The following is a 22,127-nucleotide window of genomic DNA, read 5'->3' as shown; positions in this document are numbered from 1 at the left end:
TGTACTAAGTATTCTCCAGGACTAGATGATTCCAACTAGCCATTTCAGTTATCGGATGGATCCCCACCCTTGAGTGACCACATTACTGCCTCCAGTTCTTCTGGCTTCACTAGCACTTCGCGGGCCTTTGACCCCTCTGACGGCCCCACAATGCCACGTGATTCCATAAGATCCATAAGTCGTCCTGCTTTCGCAAAACCAATACGTAGCTTGCGCTGAAGCATAGACGTGGAACCGAATTGGGAAGTGATAACAAGCTCAGTGGCGGCAAGGAGGTCATCTAAATCCTTGCCGATCTCTTCATCAATCTCGCGGCCTTGCTTCTTCTGCTCCGTAACGCCTTCTGTATATTCAGGTTCCGCCTGCTCTTTGATAAAGGATACAACACGGTATATCTCTTCATCCGACACAAACGCACCTTGCATACGGACAGGACGTCCACCCTGCGCGATAAAGAGTGCATCACCCATACCGATAAGATTCTCTGCCCCACCTTGATCCAGAATGACGCGTGAATCTGTCAGTGACGATGTTGCAAATGCCAGTCGGGAAGGAACGTTAGATTTAATAAGTCCCGTCACAACATCAACGGAAGGACGCTGCGTTGCGAGAATAAGATGGATACCAGCCGCACGAGCTTTTTGCGTAAGACGCACAATGGAATCTTCTATTTCCTTGCCAGATGTCATCATGAGGTCTGCAAGCTCATCGACAATACACACAATGCGGGGATACGGTTTGTATACTCTCTCCGACCCAAGCGGCGCAGTAATTTCTCCAGAAATTACTTTTGCGTTGAAGTCGCTGATCTTCCGTGTGCCCGTAGCCTGCATATCTTTGTAACGCTGTTCCATCTCCTCTACTAGCCATTCCAAGGCAGCAGCAGCCTTTTTAGGCTGAGTCACAATAGGAGTAATGAGATGTGGAATACCTTCATAGGGCGTCAATTCCACCATCTTTGGATCAACTAAGATAAGACGCAACTGTTCTGGCGTAGAACGCACCAGCATTGAAATCAATGTAGCGTTCACAAAAGCAGATTTACCGGAGCCGGTAGCACCTGCTACAAGAAGATGAGGCATCTTCTCCACTGAAGAATAAACGAAGCCGCCTTCAATATCCTTCCCCATACCAATCATCATCGGATCAGTATTGCGAAGCATATAATCGCATGTCAGAACGTCGTGAAGCCGTACCATCTCACGGTCGGTATTGGGAACCTCGATACCAACCGCAGATTTTCCGGGGATGGGGGCAAGCAAACGAATATTGTCGTTGGCGACAGCGTAAGCAATATTGCGTTGCACGCCTGTTATCTTCTCTACTTTGACTCCCGGCCCAAGTGATACTTCATAGCGCGTTACTGTGGGGCCACGGCTCATTCCGGTGACGGCGGCATCAATTGAAAATTGTTCAAAGACGCTATTGATGGCATCAATGACAAGATCGTTAGCGTGTGAACGACCACGCGGAGGCTCACCCGCAATGAGGAGCTCTGCATCGGGGAGTTGATAGTCCGTATCAGAAAACTCCGTGCTCATCACTAGATCGTCTTCATCACGATCATCTGCGTATGGTACAGGCAGTACAGCAGTATCCAGAGTTTCTTTATTGTCCTCAGCGTGCTCATCCTCATCGTACTGGGACATGTGCTCACGCCATTGTTGACGCATAAGGGCAAGTTCCGTAGGCGCGTCTTCCTCCGTAGGATAATTTTCCTCCGGAGTTCGAGAAAGATAGGAAGCCTCAGACTCTATTTCCTCTTCATAGAATTCGTCGCTGTCTTCATCATTATCATCATTGCCGTCTTCGTCTACACTATCGTCGTCATCGTCACGCTTGCGTTCCTCACACCACTGACGGACCCGCATCCACGTGTTGCGTAACCATCGTCCTACATCTTGGATACGACGATTAGTTAATAACAGGAGACTGAAGAATATAACCGCTAAAAATATGATGATGGATAGCGGCGAGGTAAGTCCTTTAGCAAGGGGTTCCCCAATAATAAAGCCAAGAACGCCTGCTCCACCTTGTACATCATCAATTGTTTGTGCTCGTCCACTGGCAATATGCCAAATACCGAGGATAGACCAGGTAAGAAGAGATCCTCCTACTCCTGTAGGTATGCGTCGCTCTTCTGCAATGGGCGGAGTGAGTGTCAATACTAGCGTTGCACCGACAAGAAGTACTGGGATGAGGTGGACTGCTGTGCCGATAATGTAGCTTAACCCACTCAAGACGTATCGTCCGACAGGCACGGATAGCGGTGCCCACAGCATTACTCCAAGAATAATAGCCAGAACAAAGCAGAAAAGAGCCCATCCGTCTCTGGCGTGGCCGGCATCAATATCGCCTGCACGACTAATCGCATGAAACCCTTTATGGCATTTTTCTGTTAACGCAGACCAACTTTTTTTAACTTTTTCGCCAAAACTTTGGCTTGTATCAGAAGCAGATGGCACCGGACGAGCCTGCGAAGATTGTGCTTGCCTACGTCGAGATTGTGGCAGTTTCGATTTTCGACGTGCACTAGGACGCCGACCAGCATTAGTAGCAGATCGGCGACCTTTTTTTGGGGCACGGGATGCGCTCACAGTAAAAGTAGAATCCTCTCCTACAATGGTGTCTTACCGGCTATAGCGATGTTATTAGTGTAGCTCGCACAGTCACACTAATAACATGAGCAACATGCCTTTTATAGAAAACTCCGCTAACAGAACGTGTTCCGTTATTTCTGCGGTGGCTCAGCCATAATAACCGTAGGCACAATCATGGGGCGGCGACGCCACTTTTTCGCAACCCACTTCCCCACTGTTCTCCGCACAGCTTGCGCCAACCGGTAAGGATCGTTTTCTGCCTCTTTTGCGAGTTTCTGTAAGGTCTTTTCAACTAGCTGCGGAACCTCATCTAAAGCATCCGGCTCATCGGTAAAGCCTTTCCCCATAACCTGTGGTGTGGCTAATGGGCGACCTGTGCGTCGATCAACAACTACTGTGGCAGCAATGAACCCTCCTTCTCCGAGAATGGCGCGATCTGCCAACACGTCTTCACTAACGTCACCAGTTGAGAGACCATCAACATAGAGGTGCCCCACCGGTATCTGGCCAGCAAGTGCTATGCGACCTTCAAAAAGATCTACGCACACACCATTGGCAGCAATAACAACACGTTCTGGGGATACTCCGGTAGAAATAGCAAGATCATGGTTGAACCGCAGATGACGCCACTCACCATGTACCGGCATAACGTTAGAAGGGCGTGCAGCATTGTAAAGGAACAGCAAATCAGTGGAATAACCATGGCCCGAAACGTGAACGTTTGCGTCATGGTTAGTAATAACCTTAATCCCCCGCTGTTCTAGGGTATTTAGCATCCCATAAACAGATTCTTCATTACCTGGTACAACAGAGGACGACATAATAACTGTGTCGCCTTCTTGTAAGCTCACCTGACGGTGATCACTACGCGCCATACGGGACAGACCCGCCATGGCTTCGCCTTGCGTACCAGTAGTCATGACAACAACTTCATCGCGACGATACTTATCGATGTCCTGAGCATCAATAAGATTCTCCTCAGCGATAGTAAAAAGTCCCATCTCTCGCGCAATTTCCATATTGCGCACCATGGAACGCCCCGTCAACGCAAGTTTGCGATGCGCAGATACTGCCGCATCTGCAACCATCTGTACACGCGTTACATTAGAGGCAAAACATGCCACAACAACGAGTTGTTCAGCATCGCGAATAAGCCGACGCAATGTCGGTTCAATCTCCGCTTCACTAGGTGCTAATCCCTTGTGAGTCGCATTCGTTGAATCGACCAACATGAGGTCAATACCATCATCGCCAAAACGAGAAAGAGCCGGTAGATCAGTAGGAATATTATCCTTCGGAGTCTGATCGACTTTGATATCACCAGTCTGTACAACGACGCCAGCCGGAGACTTTACAACAATGCCTAATGCTCCGGGAATGGAGTGATTAACGTGGAAAAACTCTACGGCGAAAGGTCCAGTTTTGTAGACAGACTCTCGTGTGACATCAATACACTGAGGATGTAAACGATGTTCCTCACATTTGGCTTTTACGAGTGCATTCGTAAACTTGCTTCCCACAATCGGGATATCAGGGCGGAGTTTAAGAAGAAAAGGAATTGCCCCAATATGGTCCTCATGACCGTGTGTAAGAACTAATGCGTCAATACTGTCAAGACGGTCTTCAAGATAGCTAAAGTCGGGAAGAATAAGGTCAATGCCGGGTTCTGACGCACTGGGGAACAACACACCACAGTCACAAATAAGAATATGGCCATCGTATTCATAGGTCATCATATTGCGACCTATTTCCGATACTCCGCCCAATGCAACTAACCTCATTGCCCCTGATGCAAGAGGTTTAGGGGCGGGAAGAAGCTCGGAAAGATCCATTCCCTGCATTGTTTGGACACCACTGTAGCTAGGCTCAACATACTTTTTCCGTGATGATTTCTTCCTAGCTTTTTTAGTTTTTGGTTTAGCAGTGAGCTCAGAGCTCTCCCGTGGCGGTCCCATGCGCCGCGTAGCGCGTTTACGACCGGTACGTTTCGTATTAGACATACTTTTCCTTCAACTAATTATTCCCCAAGGGAATAGAGCGACAATCTTCGTCGCGAACGGTATAGAAATATGCCAAACGGCACAGTCCCCCATGAATCCCCCTGTACCACTGCCTTCCAATAAATAAGGCCATAGTGGCTAACGTACATACAGCACAATCGCCCATTGCGACCTACGACACTACACCCGCCTGGCGTAGATCCTCTAAGAGAGCGTCTCGTGCCTCATCTGATAGAGGCACTTGCGGAAGACGAGGGCTACCCACCGACATACCCATTATGTCAAGGGCTGCTTTCGCAAAACTGACTCCCCCAGATCGCGCCATAGCCCTATTAAGAGGGAACATAGTGGAGTTAAGACGTAATGCCTCCGCCAGATCACCACGGTCAAAAGCAGTACGCATATCTCGTAGCGTTCGCGCAGCACAATGTCCAACGACTGAAACAAACCCCGTAGCTCCTACAGAAAGCCATGGAATGTTAATGGGATCATCCCCAGAATAAAGAGCTAACTCTGTCTTCTGATACAGACGGGCACCCGCAGCTAAGTCGCCTTTAGCTTCTTTAATAGCCACAATATTCGGAACTTCTGCCAATCTCATAGCAGTTTCTTCCGCAATGGGAGTAGCTGTACGCCCGGGAATGTCGTACAACATGATAGGAGCATCTACAGCAGACGCAACTGTCTTGAAATGCTGATAAACGCCTTCTTGAGGAGGCTTGGAGTAGTACGGGGTAACGATGAGAAGCGCATCAGCTCCCGCATTCACAGACTGTTGTGCAAGATCTACAGAGGAATCTGTACTGTAATTTCCAGCTCCTGCCACAATTTTTGCACGCTCACCGAGAGCATTCTTAACCTCTCTAATAAGGGTCAATTTTTCGGCGGTAGATGTTGTCGGTGATTCTCCGGTGGTACCTCCCAGTACCAGACCGTCACATCCATCATCGACAAGTTTCGCGGCAAGCTTCACACCAGCATCAACATCAAGTTTCATATCCTTGTCAAAGGGAGTCACCATTGCGACAAGGACAGTTCCAAAATGCTCTGCAGCGCGAGTACTTACCATTCCGTTCGTCATATGTTTTAGACTACCCGTTTCTCTTCTCGATCAAAGAACCCTGGACAATGTTGGGCCTGCCGATGCCCCGTTTCTTCCCTAAATTACGGTACATGCTTACTGTTTATCGCTAATCCATTGCATAAGGGCTAGTGGCAATTTCTGATCCATCAGGCAGGACAGAAATTTCAAAATCACCAAAAACTGTCGGAGCAATTTTTTGTAGCTGCCGCAGACACGAAATTGCTAGCTGACGAATTTCCACATCCGCATACTCAGTAGCACGCATACCAATAAAATGACGCCACGAGCGCAGATTACCCGTTACAACAATACGTGTTTCAGTTGCGTTAGGAAGCACTGCACGGGCAGCCTGACGTGCTTGTTTCCGCCGTAATAAGGCATTGGGTTCATCTGCGAACTTCTTCTCCAGCTCTTTTAAGAGCTTTCGATATGCCTCTTTACTGCGTTCTGCGGCCTCAGTAAACACTTGCACTAGTTCAGGATCATCGACAAGCGCGGGAGGAGGAACAACAAGAGAATCTTCCTCCGGAACAAACCGCTGGGAAAGCTGGGAATACGAGAAATGACGATGCCGAATTAACTCATGCGTACAGGAACGAGAAATACCCGTGATGTAGAACGTTACATTGGCATGCTCTAGCAGCGAAACATGTCCTACTTCCAACACATGCCGAATATAACCAGCATTTGTGGCAGTATGCGGATTCGGCTTATCCCACGTTTCATAACACGCGCGACCCGCGAATTCAGTGAGAGCCTCCGAGCCTTCCGCATCTGTCTCCCACCCTAAATCGGTCGGTGGATCAAAATGCGTATAGGCAACTAGCTGTACCCTCATCGTGACCAAATTGGTCATGCTAGTCCTAGCACCTCATCAAGGCCGAAAGTAAGACCAGGCCGCTGGGCTACCTCTCGTACACCCAGCAATACTCCGGGAACGAAACTAGTTCGATCCATAGAATCCTGACGAATTGTCAGCGTCTCCCCCGGACCACCAAGTAGCACTTCCTGGTGTGCAATAAGACCACGCAAACGAACCGCATGAACGTGGACACCATCGACAGTTGCACCACGCGCACCTTCTAGGCTTTGTGTAGTAGCGTCCGGACTATCGGGCACGTTGGCATCATGTCGAGCTGTCGCAATACGCTGCGCTGTTGTTGTGGCAGTACCAGAAGGAGCATCTGCTTTATCGGGATGGTGCAGTTCAATAACTTCAACAGATTCGAAGAACTTAGCAGCCTGCTCAGCAAAATTCATGCAAAGGACGGCACTGATAGCAAAGTTAGGGGCGATGAGCACACTAACATCCGGATTTTCTGCGCACCAGGTTCGTACTTGGTTAAGACGTTCCTCAGTGAAACCAGTAGTACCCACAACACAGTGAATACCATGCTTGATAAGCCATTCCAGGTTACCCATCACAACATCAGGATGAGTGAAATCGATAATGACATCAACATTATTATCGAGGAGAGTCTGGAGATCATCATCTCGATCTATAGCAGCAGCAAGTTCCATGTCAGAAGCATTTTTCACAGCCTCGCACATAGTCTTGCCAACTCGTCCAAGAGCACCTATGACGCCAACTTTATGTACTTCAGTCATTTTCTATCCTTCTCTCCCCCGATTTCACAAACACTAACTGTAAGTATCACACTCACCTATCTTTTTGCCCCAGTCTACTCTGCGTCTACACCATTCCTCTTCACACGCCGCCTGGCTACTTTTCTCGCCGTGCTCCATCACAGGGAATAGCGACTAAGAACGTTGGTGTCGCAAGACCGAGCTGACGTGCACTTGCTAAGACTGCTTCCTCAACTTTTTCCACATCTTCCGCATTGATAAGAGCAATAGCAGAACCGCCAAAACCACCACCGGTCATGCGAGCACCCCATGCCCCTGCCTCCAAAGCAGCATCCACTGCACTATCTAATTCTGGGCAGCTCACTTCATAATCATCGCGCAAGGACTCATGCGAGGCGGTCATAAGTCCACCTATTTGCTCAAGCCCACACACAGCATCTTTATCTTTAGGATTTCCCAACGCACCTTTACGCAACGCTGTGACAAGAGATTCTGTACGGCGCGACTCTGTGACAATATGGCGCATACGACGAGCTACCAAGTCTAGCCATTCCTCTTTTTCTTCCTTAACAGAAGCTTCTGGTTCTTGCGCTGTCCACTCTAGTGCTCGATCAACTAATTTATGCTCGCGATGCGGTTCAGTAACATGTAATCCCTCCATAACTCGATCGACGATAGCGCGACGAGAGGCATACTGACCATCACCTAAATTATGGGGTGCATTCGTATTCATCACGAGAATGGCTAAACCGTTCCCTGCAAGATCAAAGGGAACATCAGAGATAAGACCCTCCCCCATATCGAGTTCCAAGGCTTTACCAGCCTGCCCACGAAACGAAATGGATTGGTCTAGCCCACCAGTGGAAGCACCTACAACTTCATTTTCAGCACGAATACACGCCTTAATGATGTGCTGTGAAGGCGTATCTTTACGACCTTCTGAAAGGCTATCAAGTCCCGGACCAACAAGATCAAAAACAGCACACGCTGTCGCCAACTCAATTGCAGCAGAGCTGGAAAGACCAGCCCCTACAGGAACATCAGAGACAAAGGCCATATCAAAGCCGGAAGTCTCCGTCAGAGATACTCCTATAGTTGCGGCATCCTGCCACATACTCCAGATAACACCTGCGGGATACCCTGGCCACCTGCGCGGATGACCCGGCCCGATATCACTGATACGACCTTCCCAGTGAAAAACTTTCTTTCTGCCAGGAAGCAGCGAAACAAGACGAATAATACCGTCGTTGCGTGAGGATGCTGCGCAGTATGTACGCCGGTTAAGTGCAAAAGGTAAACAGATACCACCTGCGTAATCAACATGTTCGCCTATAACGTTGACACGTCCGGGGGCAGACCATACACCCTTTGGTTGATGACCATAGGTATCTGTAAAAAGCTGTGCAGCACTATCCGCAGTAGCAGTTAATACATCACTCATTTCTCAGCAACCTCTCGAAGTCGTTCAGCGATACGTTCCGGTGTCGTATCGTTAATCCACACCCCCATAGCAGATTCAGAACCAGCCAGGTACTTCATCTTGTCGGGGGAACGGCGCAAACTAAAAAGTTGTAGATGGAGACGCCCAAATTCACGGCCCTCATGAACAGGTGCCTGATTCCATCCAGCGATATAGGCAGTTTTCTCAATACCAGGGAAGAATTTATCAACTTGGCGCAGTAAGCGAGGATACATAACTGCTAGTTCTGCTCTTTCTGATTCTGATAAAGACGGGAAATCTGGGACATCGCGACGCGGTACGAGCATAACTTCTAGTGGCCATTTCGCTGCCGCTGGAACATACGCGAACCAGTACTCCCCTTCGCAAACAACACGTGTTTTCGCAGCAAGTTCAGCCATGACGACATCATGCTGTAATTGCCGCCTCGTATCCTCGTAGTACTGACGCGCCTGCCGCAGAATTGCTTGTGTACGTGGTGGAAGGAATGGATAGGCATAAATCTGGCCATGCGGATGCTGTAATGTAACACCGATTTCTGGGCCACGATTTTCGAAGCAAAAAACCTGTTCAATTCCCGTGAGGGCTGACAGGGCTTCAGTACGATCCGCCCAGGCCTCAATAATTGTTCGAATTCTTCTCTGGGAGAGCTGGCAGAAACTATCTGTTGGGTGGGGGCTAAAGCACACGACTTCACAACGACCACGTCCGGGAGCCTGGGGTACTAACTCCATATTGTCAACGTATCCCGGTAATTCCTCATTAAGATAAGCAGTTCGCGCAAATGAAGGAAAACGATTCTCAAAGACAACTACATCGTAATCATCAGCAGGTATTTCAGTGGGAAGCTGCCCTGACTGAGTGGGACCAAGGGGATTTTCATTGGCTGGTGGCATAAACGTGCGATTCATACGATGCGCAGCCAAAGCTGTCCATTCCCCAGTAAGAGGATCCCTTCTTATTGAGCTCAGCGGAGTGGACTTGGGAAGATGACGACCATCATGTAGCTCACGCGTTGCTGTCCCGCTTAGATATGGCTCGGAATCGTCAAAATAAATTAACTCACGACCATCGGATAGCGTGGTAGTAGTCTTTCTAACAATCGGAGTTGTACCACTGTTTGTGTATTTTATTTCTACTTGGTGTGGTGAGTGGAACACTAGTACTCCTCAAAACTACATGTCGAAACTACATGAGATACTTTAACGATTATCTGCCTTCATTATGATGAAATGAGCCCCACTCGCACAGTACTTGTTATGACGAGTGGGGCTCACTTCTATATGACCTGTAAGCTATGCTTTCTTGTCATTCTTATCATCGAGAGAGACAAACGCATCGCCGCCTGAAACGGCTTTTTCATCATTAATCTCGTTTGCTTCTTGAATACTATCCGGGTCAGCGGGAACGACCTGTGGATGTGCTTTAGCCCAAAGGAGGAAACACACGCCTACTACCAGGATGATAATTCCCACAATGAGGTTGATGTTGACGTCTCCCGTTTTAGCTGCATCTGCATCGTCGTACGAGACGCCACCGAGAATGGTGAGAATAACACCAAAAATGGTGAGTAGCAGACCAATAATGTTGCGGATGTCAAAGGCACCAGCAGTGGTAGTCTTCTTAGCCATGAGTATTCGCTCCTAAGCAAAGACGATATTGAGAGCAATGACCAATACTAGCGAGATGATAGCCAGTGGTACCGGACGACGGAACCATGGGCGACCAATATCGCGTGGATCATGGAAGTGCTCTTTAGGAGTTTCGGAGTACACGAAGCCCACCAATTCGCTGGCAGGTTTTGGCTTGGTGCACAGGGACACTAGCACGGCTAGTAATACGTCTACGACGAATGCCGTAATAGCACACATGAACGCTAGCCCCTGACCAGGGAGATCAATGATGCCGACTTGTCCAAGAACAAAGACGATAATAGCGGAGAATGTACCTCCCAACAGGGAAACCCAACCAGCTGTAGGTGTCATACGCTTCCAGAACATGCCCACAATAAAGGTTGCGAACAGCGGAGCGTTGAAGAACCCGAACAGAGTCTGTAGGTAGTCCATCAAATTAGAGAAGCGAGCCGCCAGGAGAGACGTTCCAATAGCGATAATGGTGGCAACAACTGTGACGATTCGACCGGCCTTCAGATAGTACGTATCGTCTTTGTCTTTCTTGACATACCGCTGCCAGATGTCATAGGTGAAGACGGCGTTAAAGGAGGAGATGTTAGCTGCCATACCAGTGGTGAAGGATGCCAAAAGACCTGCAAGAACGAGACCGAGAAGACCATTTGGAAGAACGTCGCGCATAAGTAACAAGATGGCGTCGTTGTACTTCAGTCCGTCGAAAGCATCCGTAGCGGCTTCTGCACCCATTGAATAGGCCATACCCTTGTACTCAACCATCTCATTGACAAGAACAGCGGCCACCATACCAGGCAAAACCACGATGAACGGAATGAACATCTTGGGGAACGAGCCAATGATAGGTGTGCAGCGGGCAGAATCCATTGTGTTAGATGCCATTGCACGCTGTACCTCAACGAAGTTCGTTGTCCAGTAACCAAATGAGAGGACGAATCCGAGGCCGAAAACGATACCGATAACGGAAAGGACAGGGCTATTGAAGCCAGACAATGCTTCACCTGGCCAGGTGTGCAACTGCTTATCGCCTAACAGTCCATCATTGGAAATTTTGTCTTTTAGACCGCTCCATCCACCAACACGATGCAAACCAATGAGAGTAAGGGGAAGCAAACCGGCCACGATAACGAAGAACTGCATTACTTCGTTGTAGATTGCGGCTGATAGGCCACCCAACGTAATGTATGCGAGCACCACGACGGCACCGATGATGAGCGAGACCCACATCGGTAGACCAAAAAGACGATTCACGACAAACTGCAACAGATACAGGTTTGTGCCCGCAATAAAGAGCTGCGAAAGTGCAAACGAAATGGAGTTCACTAAGTGAGCACCAATACCGAAACGTTCATACATGAACTCTGGTACGGAACGTACTTTGGAACCGTAGTAGAACGGCATCATGACTACGCCCAGGAAGAGCATAGCCGGAATAGCACCTACCCAGTAATAGTGGAATGTGGGGAACCCGTACTGAGCACCAGTAGCGGACATACCCATCAATTCAGTAGCACCCAGATTCGCGGAAATGAATGCCAAACCAGTTACCCATGCCGGAAGATTGCGCCCCGACAGGAAAAAGTCAATACTGCTTGAGACTTTACGTCGAGCAAGCATACCGATGCCCAAAATAAAGCAGAAATAAATGGCGATAATCAGGTAGTCCACCCAGACGGCATCCAGCCTGTAGTCTACCGCACCTTGAGCGAGGATCATTGGTCTCCTTAAGCCGTCCTTATCACTCTCAATACACAACAAACCAGCATGGTTTGTTACACATCTCAAGCGAGGGCGTGACCGGACGTTAATGTCGTTAAAGCGGTGTCCATAGAAGCACACCTTGGGTACCGAGCATTTTGCTCAGACGAAAATACACTAACAGTCCACGCATTACTGAGAAGAATGCGTGGCAACTAATAAAGCAAGTTCTGAATCGTTTTCTTGTGCTGTATTCACAGTGACATCATGCATAAGATAGGGATTAGCTGGGCTTTCTAGATCGTATAAGGAACAACACCACGAAAAAATAGAAGAATCGTTCCAGTAAACTGCTTGCCAAATACAAAGCTAAAAAGACAAGAAAGAAAAGAAAGTCCCGATCCACAGAATATGGATCGGGACTTCCCTATTATTGTATGTCGTTACCCACTGCTACTGAAGCGTGCGCCCCACTAACAGATAAACGCCTAGACGTTACTTCTTGGTATCCGCATTATCATCGACGGGAATAAGAGAGATCTTTCCACGCTTATCGATATCAGCAATTTCCACCTGGAGTTTATCGCCAACATTAACAACATCTTCAACCTTGGCAATGCGCTTACCCTTACCCAACTTAGAGATATGGACAAGGCCATCACGACCAGGCAGCAGTGACACAAATGCGCCGAAAGCGGTTGTCTTGACGACAGTGCCGAGGAAACGCTCCCCTACCTTAGGAAGCTGTGGATTGGCAATGGCATTGATGCGATCGATCGCAGCCTGTGCGGATTCACCGTTTGTAGCTGAAACATAGACGGTGCCATCGTCCTCAATAGAGATATTGGCGCCAGTTTCTTCCGTAATAGTGTTGATCTGCTTGCCCTTAGGCCCAATGACTTCACCAATTTTATCGACGGGAATCTTAACGCTGGTGATACGTGGAGCGTAAGGACTCATCTCGTCTGGGCCATCAATTGCTTCACTCATAACATCCAGAATGGTAAGGCGGGCATCACGAGCCTGTGTCAATGCTCCAGCGAGCACCTGTGAAGGAATACCATCCAACTTTGTATCGAGCTGCAAAGCAGTAATGAAGTCCTCGGTGCCAGCAACCTTAAAGTCCATATCACCGAAGGCATCCTCAGCACCAAGAATGTCAGTCAGTGCCTGGTACTGCATCTTGCCGTCAACTTCATCTGATACAAGCCCCATAGCAATGCCGGCAACAGGAGCTTTAAGGGGAACTCCCGCATTCAACAGGGACATGGTTGAAGCACAGACGGAACCCATCGAGGTAGAACCGTTAGAACCGAGAGCTTCAGAAACCTGACGAATAGTGTAGGGGAAATCCTCACGCGAAGGAATGACGGGGAGGAGAGCGCGTTCCGCTAAGGCACCATGGCCAATTTCACGACGTTTCGGGGTACCAACGCGGCCTGTATCACCAGTGGAATACGGGGGGAAGTTGTAGTGGTGAATGTAACGTTTGCTCTCATCAGGACCGAGAGAATCAATCTGCTGTTCCATCTTCAGCATGTCAAGAGTGGTAACACCCATAATCTGAGTTTCTCCACGCTCGAAGAGAGACGACCCATGAGCCCGTGGAACGACCTCAACTTCGGCGGAAAGAGCACGAATATCAGTAACATCACGACCATCAATACGGAAGTGATCTTTCAGAATGCGCTGGCGAATGATCTTCTTTGTGATGGCTTTATATGCCCCACCGATTTCGCTCTCCCGGCCTTCGAATTCTTCTGCCAATTCCTCATAGACTTTTTCTTTCAGAGCGGTATCAGCAGCTTCACGTTCCTGCTTATCGGCAATGGTGTAAATCTTTTCCAATTCCGCTTTAGCAGCTTTTTCGACAGCGGCGAAGGAGTCATCTTCATACGCTGGGAAGAGTGGGAATTCACCGGTTTCCTTGGCAGCAACACTAGCAAGCTGCTGCTGAGCATGGCAGAGCTGGGCAATGAAGGGCTTAGCGGCTTCCAAACCACCCGCAACGACAGTTTCTGTTGGTGCTTGTGCACCACCGGCAACAAGTTCAACAACGTCTTCCGTTGCACCGGCTTCTACCATCATAATTGCGATTTCTGGCTTACCCGTGCCATCGTCTTCAGAAACAATACGGCCAGCTACAGCCATGTTGAAGACAGCCATCTTGAGCTGCTCTACAGTTGGGAAACACACCCACTGTCCCTCGGGATTGTCTTCAGTGGGAATAAGAGCAATACGGACACCACCAACCGGACCCGAGAATGGTAGTCCAGCTAGCTGGGTAGAACACGAGGCAGCATTAATAGCAACACAGTCGTAAATATCGCCTGGGCGCAGGCTTAACATCGTGACAATTATCTGTACCTCATTGCGGAGGCCAGCGACGAAGCTTGGGCGTAGCGGACGGTCGATAAGACGGCAGGTAAGAATGGCATCGGTGGTGGGACGACCCTCGCGACGGAAAAAGTTGCCGGGGATACGTCCTGCCGCATACATACGCTCTTCCACATCAACGGTGAGGGGGAAGAAATCGAATCCTTCACGGGGTTGCTTAGAAGCGCTGGTGCAGGACAGCATCATAGTTTCATCATCGAGATAGATGACGGCTGAACCTGCGGCCTGTTTTGCTAGGCGACCGGTTTCAAAACGAATAGTGCGTGTGCCAAAAGCACCGTTATCGATAGTGGTTTCGGTTTCAAAAACTCCCTCTTCCACTTCGAACTCACGGAGTTCAGTCATAAGAGATATACATCTTTCGTCTGGGAGCTACTCCGCCGAAAACATGGTCATCGATCGAAGCTGCCGGAATCTTTCTTTCTACTTTCTTGTGTGACACATTTTTCTCGTCTTTTATCGCGTCACAAGAATTATGTCGAAAGCGCTTGTCCGACAACCACCACCGAGGACCGTTCACACGTGGGTAACTCCAATGGATGGCCACAATAAGGGCCTATATGACATCCCTAGTGTAGCAAACACCGTGATAACTCAGTGGGGATAGTCACACCTGGCCAGAGCAAGATATCCCTCTTACAGAACACGTGCTATAAGTCACGCCCTTGTTATTACGTGCTTATACTGCTTTTCAGGCATACTATAACGTAAATAATCTATACGATTCTCGCCCCTACCTATGTGCTCGAGAGTCAACACGAGAAGACCGCGTGTGTTCACACCCCGCAATGCACGCCACATCAGAAAGGCTACACCATGACTGACATGCCCGATCGTGAAGTACTGACATGGGAAGGCTTTGGCTCTGCATCTCGTGAGCTTGCGCATATGGTCGCTGACGACTCCTACCGACCAGATCTCATTCTCTCTATTGCACGTGGTGGCCTCTTTGTTGCAGGTGCTTTGGGATACGCTCTCAACGTCAAAAATCTCCATGTTATGAACGTGGAATATTACACGGGCATTAATGAGCGTTTGGATCTTCCCGTTATGCTTCCTCCTGTACCGAAACCGGGCATGTTACAAGGTGCGCGTGTCCTTATCACTGATGATGTTGCAGATACTGGAGCAACTCTTCGTTTTGTGTACGACTTCGTACAAGATTACGTAGCTGATGTGCGCTGCGCCGTAGTCTTTGAGAAACCTCATTCCACTGTTAAGTGCGACTATGTCTGGAAGCGTACTGACCGATGGATTAACTTCCCCTGGTCAACAATGCCTCCTGTAGATTTCCCAGAAGGCGTCTAAAACACTTTTTAAAAGGGATGGGAGCCACGTACGTGGCTCCCATCCCTTTGTCATGTTCCCATGTAAATCCCATATAAATGTAGGAGACCCCTTTACCCGCTATATGCGGTGGTAAAGGGGTCTCCTACGGTAATAACGTCTATTAGCGCTTATTGCTTAACGACGCAGTCCCAGACGTTCGATCAGGGAGCGGTAACGCTCGATGTCGACATCAGCAAGGTATTTGAGTAGACGCTTACGGCGACCAACCAGAAGCAGTAGACCACGACGAGAGTGGTGATCGTGCTTGTGAACCTTGAGGTGCTCAGTCAGGTCAGCAATACGCTTCGACAGGAGAGCCACCTGGGCCTCCGGAGAACCGGTATCAGTCTCATGCAGACCGTACTCGGCGAGGATTTCTTTCTTCTCAGCGGACGAAAGGGCCACGAGATTACTCCTTGTTTTTCAGTGTCGTGTATCAAAAGAGCCTTCTTTAGCAGTACTACAAAGGGTAGTGCGAAGAAGGTGGTGCACCGCCACGAACCACAGTGAACACCGCTGTGTGAGTCTATCAGGGAAAAGTGTTAAAAAGCGAACTCAGCTCCGCTAGCTTTAGTGAAATATTCAGTTCAACTTGGTGGGATGAACTGTCGAATTATGAAGAATCTCCCGTGTTTTTGCCACATCACGATTCATGTACTGCAGCAAATCATCGACAGAATCAAACTTTTCCATACCGCGAACTCGATCAACGAACTCTACTACCGCATATCGATGGTAAAGATCAGCATCCTCATCAAGAACGAATGCTTCAACAGTGCGAACAGCACCATCAAATGTTGGGTTAGTTCCTACTGATACAGCTGTGGGATACCACTTTCGAGGTTCCATAGAACCATCAATGGGTTCCTTATCAGTAACAGCAAACCACCCGGCGTACACACCATCGGCGGGAAGAGCTATATCACTGGCAAAACTGATATTCGCAGTGGGAAAACCAAGTTGACGACCGCCACGACCGGCCCCATGGACAACCTCCCCTTCTACCCGAGGAAGATGCCCAAGCGCTTTAATAGCGTCCTGTATACGTGATTCTGTTAGCGACTGGCGAATAAACGTACTGGATACAGTGTGCCCGTCTTCTTGTAAGAGAGGAACAATTTCAGTAGTAAAACCGTACTTCTCCCCTAAAGTAGCAAGAGTCTCTGGAGTCCCTGCAGCTCGCGCACCAAAAGTAAAGTTCTCCCCCACAACAACGTGAACGGCATGCAGGCGGTCAACAAGTACCTCTTTAACAAAATCTTCCGGTTCCTGCCCTGCTCGCTCCGGCGTAAAATTCAGTACGACAAAGTCGTCAATACCATTCTCCTGTGCAAGCTGTGCACGAAAATCAATCGTGGATAGCCGCAGGGGCGCAATACCCTTACCCACTACAGAGGAAGGGTGAGGATGGAAGCTCAACATAAGAGCAGTAACTCCATGCTTCGCCGCATAGTCAGCAGCAGCATGCGCTAATTGAGCATGTCCCCTATGCACTCCATCAAAGACACCAATGGTGACAACACTGTGTCCCCGATCACTCGGATAGTTTTCTACACCTTGCCAAATATGCACACTACAAGGGTAATAGGTAGTGGGCAGTGGAGGGAATTGGTCATTACTGCAAAGTAGCCGGGCGAGCTACGAATACAGATCGCACAATACGGATCCCTTTAGCGTCTTTTTCCTCTTCTAGCAGGGCAATTGTGTGATTATCAGGATCAACACCGGCATAAATTCCAGACATTCCGTTGGGGGCAATACGCTGACCTAACGCGACTTTAGTCGCTTCCTCGGTTGAAAGGTGACGAGTCTCTCGTCCCATCTGCGTCGCTGCGTCCAGATCCAGAGTCAGGGAAGGATAAGTACCAGACTCTATAGCATCACGATAAACATCTAATGGTTGCGCACAGCTGAGATCAAAAGCACCCACCCGCGTACGCCTAAGTTCCGTCAGATGAGCATGCGCACCAACCGCAGCAGCCAGATCGCGAGCCAAAGCCCGCACATAGGTGCCGGAGGAACAACTCACTACCGCATCCAGCAACCACCAGCCTTCTGGTGTTCTTCGAATATGAGAAAGTGTGAACTCATCTATGTGTACAGGCCGGGGCGGTAAATCGACAGTTTCTCCCTGCCGCACTCGTTGGTATGCCCGAACACCGTTCACTTTAATAGCGGATACTGCTGATGGAACTTGCTCAATGTCACCCGTCAATTGTGCTGCAGCAGTATGAAGATCAGTTTCAGTAAGACGATCTAAGTGTTCTCGCGAATCCGTTACAGTGACGTCCCCATCCGCATCTTCTGTGGAGGTAGCTTGTCCAATAAGAATTGTGGCCTGGTAGCTTTTCGAATCTTTAACGAGAAACGGCAGAAGTTTCGTACCACGCTCAATCCCTACAACAAGAACACCTGTCGCTGCCGGATCGAGTGTTCCAGCATGCCCTACTCGTCGTGTTTGAAAAGCCCGGCGCAGTACTGAGACAACATCGTGGCTGGTCATACCGGCAGGTTTATCGACGATAACGAGACCTGAGTGGGCTAGTGAGACGGGGCGACGAGACATACCGGTTAGTTTACCTGGGTGTCTTCATAATCTGGGTGTTGTCACAACTAGTGCGGTGATGATGACTCCGTCGCCGACTTCCCATAGTCCTGTGCATTCTGCGAAGTATTGACTCATTGGGGATTTCTGTCGATGGCGTTCAATAACAGGTGTTTGAACGCGTGCGACAAAAGTTCCTGACCCTCTTATCTCTCTTGTTTCCTTTATTGTTGCTGCTGTGGGTGTGGTGCTGTGGTGGTGTGATGACACATTCTGTGTGGTGAGTTCTAGGTGTGCGTCTGTGAACCCTAGCCATTCTTGTGTTAGTGGATACCAGGCTTTGTAGAGGGATTCTTTAGCGCTGAACAGGACGATGCCTAGTGGGAGCTGTGCTGTTTGCTGCTGTAGCAGGAGGCGTTCTTGCGGGGTGGTGACGGTACGCAGCACGTCTGGACTGAGGGGTTGGGCAATTTCTGCGTCGAGGCCGATAGACAGAATATTTCCTTGGTGAGCCGCTAGTACTGCTTGGAGTCCTCGTGTGTGGGTTAGTGAACCGGTGATACCTTCTGGCCATAGTGGGGCACGTTTACTGTCTCGCAGTACTACTGCTGATGGTTCCCCTAATTGCGTGAGGGCGGAATGGGCAAGCTCTCGGGTTCGGGCGAATTCCCATTGGCGAGCTGGTACTGCATGTTCTACGAGGGCTTGTTCTTCTAGCGGAATACGTGCGAGAGCCCACTGAGCGTCAGCCTGCGAGGGAGTAAAAGTACTGTCATCGCAGCTGTAGTTACCTACAACGTCATTACTGGGGGTGCTACTGAGACTGCTACCGTTGGCACCAAGAATATCGCAAAGGCGGGTATAAAGGCGCTCGAATGGGTGCTGTTCCGGTGACGGTGCTACCACTATGCTCACGCGAGTTCTTCCGGGGTGCCGTAAATGATCCATTTTCCGCGCCATTGCCGGATAAGTCCTGCTACTGCGCGCACCATGATGAAGAGGACAAATCCTCCCCATAAACCGGCTAATCCCCAGTGGAAGCTGTAGCTTAACCAGATCATGGGTAGGTAGCAGCAAAACGCTGCCCCTGCCGTCACATTACGGAGAAAAGCAGCATCTCCGGCACCTAGTAAGACTCCATCGCAGGAGAATACGGCACCGGCCACGGGGAGTAGACACACCATAAACCACCAGGGAATACCAACGCAGTTAAGTACTGCACTATCACTGGTAAAAATGCGAGGAATAACGTTGTAGAGTGCGGCATAAATAATTGCGATAACGACTGCAATAATTGTGCCGCTCGCGACGATATGCTTTCCTAGCTGTTCCGTTTCAGTGGTGCGATGCGCTCCCAAGGACTCCCCTACTAATGATTGTGCAGCGACGGCCACAGAATCTAGTAGTAGTGATGTAAAGACCCATATCTGCCACACAATTTGGTGTGCTCCCAGAGCTTCTGCGCCAATGCGAGCGGCTACCGCAGAAACGGAGAGAAAACACACCTGGAATCCGAGTGAACGAACAATGAGATCCTTCCCCATGCGCAATTGTTGGCGGATAATCTCCCGATTGGGTTTCCACGAAAGATGGTAGCGGTGGGCGGAGCGAATCAAGACAATGGTGAAGAGAATACCTGTTAGAGATTGTCCTACAACGTTTGCCCATGCTGATCCTTTGAGACCTATAGAGGGCAGGAATCCCCATCCGTAGATAAGAGCAGGGCAAAGGATAGCAGAAACACCAAATCCCACGACAACAAAAATGGGGGGTTGACGTACTTCTTGAACACCGCGCATCCACCCATTTCCCGCCATGGATAGCAGGATAAAGGGAACACCAAAAAGTGCTATTCGCAACCAGCTAAGAGTATCGCTAGCAAGTTCTCCCCCGCCGGTAAGAAGTTTCGTAAGTGGATTAAGAAACACCTGCATAAGGATAAGGATGGCAAGACCAACAAAAATAGCTAACCAACTAGCTTGGACACCTTCTTGGCGTGCTAGTTGAGGTTTTCCCGCCCCGTGGTAGCGAGCTGATCGAGCAGTAGTTCCATAGGAGAGGAAAGTGAGCTGTGACGACACAACAGCCAATACTGTACCGCCTACAGATAAAGCAGCCAGTGGAATAGCACCTAAGTGACCGACCAATGCTGTATCAAATAAGACATACAGCGGTTCCGCAGCTAGTACGACAAGCGCCGGGAGTGCTAGACGCAGCAACTGTGGTACAAGCTTACGAAAAGAATTGAGTGATACAGAAGAATTCATTATGGTGTTAAAGCCCGATACCCGTCATGGAGAGGCGGATTGTCTAATATGCGAAGAATTGTGTGAAGGACATCGTTCAAACTACTGGTAACAGTGAACCCGGCTGCTTGCCGATGCCCACCGCCCCCAAAATGGCGAGCAATGTCAGCTACGTTAACAAGACTGCGAGAACGCAAAGAACCTGTCCATACACCTGAAGTCATTTCCCGCATGACAAGTGCCACTTCTGCTTCACCGGTAGTACGAACAACATCAATAAGTGCCTGTACGTCCTCGGGTCGGGCATTCTTATATACGTCATGCGGAACTGTGGCATAGACAAGCCCGCGGCCTTTCCCCGCATCGGGTAATAATGTTGCTGTTTGCAGCACCGTTCCCAAAAGCTCCAGATAGCTAAAAGGGCGCGTATCCATCAATTGTCGAGTAAGACTATCGGCGTCAATACCAACTTCTACTAAGCGGGCAGCATCAGCATGAGCGCGGGCACTCCCCCAGTGGAAACCACCAGTATCGGTGAGGAGCCCAGCGAAAAGACACGACGCAATAGAAGGAGTTAAGGCAACTCCTAAAGCATCGAGAAAATCGAGAATAAGCTGTGCTGTTGCATCGGCACGAGGAACAATAACGCTATGGGTGCCGAATCCGTCATTGGAACGGTGATGATCAATAATGAGCGTATAGGGAACTTTCTCCGCTAGATGGTGGAGTACACCCATCCTATCGGCCGAACCGCAATCAACAACTACAACAAAATCGATATCATCCGGCATATCGCATGGCCGCACAATAGTGTCTGCACCTGGCAATATGCGGAGAGTCTCGGGAGTCTCATCAGGATAAGCAAAACTCAACCATGCTTCTTTACCCAAGAGATGGGCAGCGTGAACCACTGCTAATCCCGACCCAATAGCATCAGCATCAGGATTAACATGCCCAATAACAGCAATACGGTGAGCTGTACTGTGTATCTGTACTACGTGTTACCTACGTGCAGTACTCACAATTGCGAATGCAGTTAACTATTCTTCATCGTCTTCTGCACCATCTACCCGATAGGGATGCGCATCTCCTGCCGGGGATGCACCTTCACGAGCTTTCGCCGCTGCGGCATCTGCTGCACGAGCTCGCGCAAGAAGCTCCTCCATATGCAGTGCTGCATCGGGTACAGTATCTGTCTCAAAACTAAGGGTAGGGGTAAAACGTACCCCCGTTCCTTTACCGACAAGCGTGCGCAACTGCCCTTTTGCCCTATCCAATGCTGCTGCAGCGGCCGCAACGTTAGGACGCTCATCGAGCGTTTCACCACGCACTGTGTAATACACGGTGGCATCGTGTAAATCACCGGTCAGGCGAACATCGGTAATCGTGACGTAGTGCAAGCGAGGGTCTTTAATTTCTCGGTCGATCGCAGTAGCCACAATTTCACCGATTCGTTTCGCCAAACGGCGTGCACGAGGTGATGATGTCATAAGGCCCTCCTCACATCAATAGTTAATTCTTACCTTTGAGAATACC

18 protein-coding genes are annotated in these 22,127 nt (G+C 49.4%); 1 reads left to right on the top strand and 17 read right to left on the bottom strand.

From position 1 onward, the window contains the following. Window positions 1-44: 44 nt before the first annotated feature. From DI579_RS01360 to DI579_RS01315, 10 genes are all read right to left on the bottom strand, one after another. Complete coding sequence (locus DI579_RS01360; protein ID WP_290595374.1) at window positions 45-2,597, bottom strand: DNA translocase FtsK; 2,553 nt, start codon at window positions 2,595-2,597, stop codon at window positions 45-47. Window positions 2,598-2,731: 134 nt separating this feature from the next. Next, a complete protein-coding gene (locus tag DI579_RS01355; RefSeq protein ID WP_290595375.1) occupies window positions 2,732-4,600 on the bottom strand; it encodes a ribonuclease J in 1,869 nt (622 codons plus the stop codon). 172 nt (window positions 4,601-4,772) lie between these two features. Beyond that, window positions 4,773-5,681 carry a 4-hydroxy-tetrahydrodipicolinate synthase gene (gene dapA / locus DI579_RS01350; protein WP_290595376.1) on the bottom strand — a complete coding sequence of 303 codons (909 nt, stop codon included), beginning with the start codon at window positions 5,679-5,681 and terminating at the stop codon, window positions 4,773-4,775. A gap of 109 nt (window positions 5,682-5,790) precedes the next feature. Continuing rightward, window positions 5,791-6,540, bottom strand: coding sequence for an FAD-dependent thymidylate synthase (gene thyX / locus DI579_RS01345; protein ID WP_290595377.1), 750 nt, complete (start codon window positions 6,538-6,540; stop codon window positions 5,791-5,793). Beyond that, complete coding sequence (gene dapB, locus DI579_RS01340) at window positions 6,537-7,292, bottom strand: 4-hydroxy-tetrahydrodipicolinate reductase (RefSeq protein ID WP_290595378.1); 756 nt, start codon at window positions 7,290-7,292, stop codon at window positions 6,537-6,539. Before dapB ends, thyX begins: the two co-directional genes overlap by 4 nt. Window positions 7,293-7,407: 115 nt before the next feature. Beyond that, entirely contained in the window at window positions 7,408-8,712 is a 1,305-nt protein-coding gene (galK, locus tag DI579_RS01335) for a galactokinase (protein ID WP_290595379.1), read from the bottom strand. After that, window positions 8,709-9,890 (bottom strand): galactose-1-phosphate uridylyltransferase, encoded by a 1,182-nt coding sequence (gene galT, locus DI579_RS01330; RefSeq protein WP_290595380.1) that lies wholly within the window; start codon window positions 9,888-9,890, stop codon window positions 8,709-8,711. Before galT ends, galK begins: the two co-directional genes overlap by 4 nt. Window positions 9,891-10,025: 135 nt before the next feature. Continuing rightward, window positions 10,026-10,361, bottom strand: a complete 336-nt coding sequence (locus DI579_RS01325; protein ID WP_290595381.1) for a hypothetical protein — start codon at window positions 10,359-10,361, stop codon at window positions 10,026-10,028. A 12-nt stretch (window positions 10,362-10,373) separates the two neighbouring features. Then, window positions 10,374-12,092 (bottom strand): sodium:solute symporter family protein, encoded by a 1,719-nt coding sequence (locus tag DI579_RS01320; protein WP_290595382.1) that lies wholly within the window; start codon window positions 12,090-12,092, stop codon window positions 10,374-10,376. A 477-nt stretch (window positions 12,093-12,569) separates the two neighbouring features. After that, complete coding sequence (locus tag DI579_RS01315) at window positions 12,570-14,816, bottom strand: polyribonucleotide nucleotidyltransferase (protein WP_290595383.1); 2,247 nt, start codon at window positions 14,814-14,816, stop codon at window positions 12,570-12,572. A 471-nt stretch (window positions 14,817-15,287) separates the two neighbouring features. On the opposite strand from DI579_RS01315, the gene DI579_RS01310 reads away from it, so the two are divergent. After that, the gene (locus DI579_RS01310) at window positions 15,288-15,779 is read left to right on the top strand and encodes a phosphoribosyltransferase (RefSeq protein ID WP_290595384.1); all 492 of its coding nucleotides are present in this window, start codon (window positions 15,288-15,290) and stop codon (window positions 15,777-15,779) included. A 156-nt stretch (window positions 15,780-15,935) separates the two neighbouring features. On the opposite strand, the gene rpsO is transcribed toward DI579_RS01310, so the two are convergent. From rpsO to rbfA, 7 genes are all read right to left on the bottom strand, one after another. Further along, a complete protein-coding gene (gene rpsO, locus DI579_RS01305; RefSeq protein WP_290595385.1) occupies window positions 15,936-16,205 on the bottom strand; it encodes a 30S ribosomal protein S15 in 270 nt (89 codons plus the stop codon). Window positions 16,206-16,382: 177 nt separating this feature from the next. Then, window positions 16,383-17,372, bottom strand: coding sequence for a bifunctional riboflavin kinase/FAD synthetase (locus tag DI579_RS01300; RefSeq protein ID WP_303678573.1), 990 nt, complete (start codon window positions 17,370-17,372; stop codon window positions 16,383-16,385). 43 nt (window positions 17,373-17,415) lie between these two features. Then, complete coding sequence (truB, locus tag DI579_RS01295; protein WP_290595387.1) at window positions 17,416-18,366, bottom strand: tRNA pseudouridine(55) synthase TruB; 951 nt, start codon at window positions 18,364-18,366, stop codon at window positions 17,416-17,418. Between the two features lie 24 nt (window positions 18,367-18,390). After that, window positions 18,391-19,260 carry a 4'-phosphopantetheinyl transferase gene (locus DI579_RS01290; RefSeq protein ID WP_290595388.1) on the bottom strand — a complete coding sequence of 290 codons (870 nt, stop codon included), beginning with the start codon at window positions 19,258-19,260 and terminating at the stop codon, window positions 18,391-18,393. After that, a complete protein-coding gene (locus DI579_RS01285) occupies window positions 19,257-20,612 on the bottom strand; it encodes an MATE family efflux transporter (protein WP_290595389.1) in 1,356 nt (451 codons plus the stop codon). Before DI579_RS01285 ends, DI579_RS01290 begins: the two co-directional genes overlap by 4 nt. After that, window positions 20,612-21,550, bottom strand: coding sequence for a bifunctional oligoribonuclease/PAP phosphatase NrnA (locus DI579_RS01280; protein WP_303678626.1), 939 nt, complete (start codon window positions 21,548-21,550; stop codon window positions 20,612-20,614). Before DI579_RS01280 ends, DI579_RS01285 begins: the two co-directional genes overlap by 1 nt. Window positions 21,551-21,631: 81 nt before the next feature. Next, window positions 21,632-22,081 carry a 30S ribosome-binding factor RbfA gene (gene rbfA, locus DI579_RS01275; protein WP_290595391.1) on the bottom strand — a complete coding sequence of 150 codons (450 nt, stop codon included), beginning with the start codon at window positions 22,079-22,081 and terminating at the stop codon, window positions 21,632-21,634. Window positions 22,082-22,127: the final 46 nt, after the last annotated feature.

The sequence above is a fragment of the Lawsonella clevelandensis genome (genome assembly GCF_003241315.1).
Classification (GTDB): domain Bacteria; phylum Actinomycetota; class Actinomycetes; order Mycobacteriales; family Mycobacteriaceae; genus Lawsonella; species Lawsonella clevelandensis_A.
This window is presented reverse-complemented; position numbering and strand designations above follow the sequence as displayed.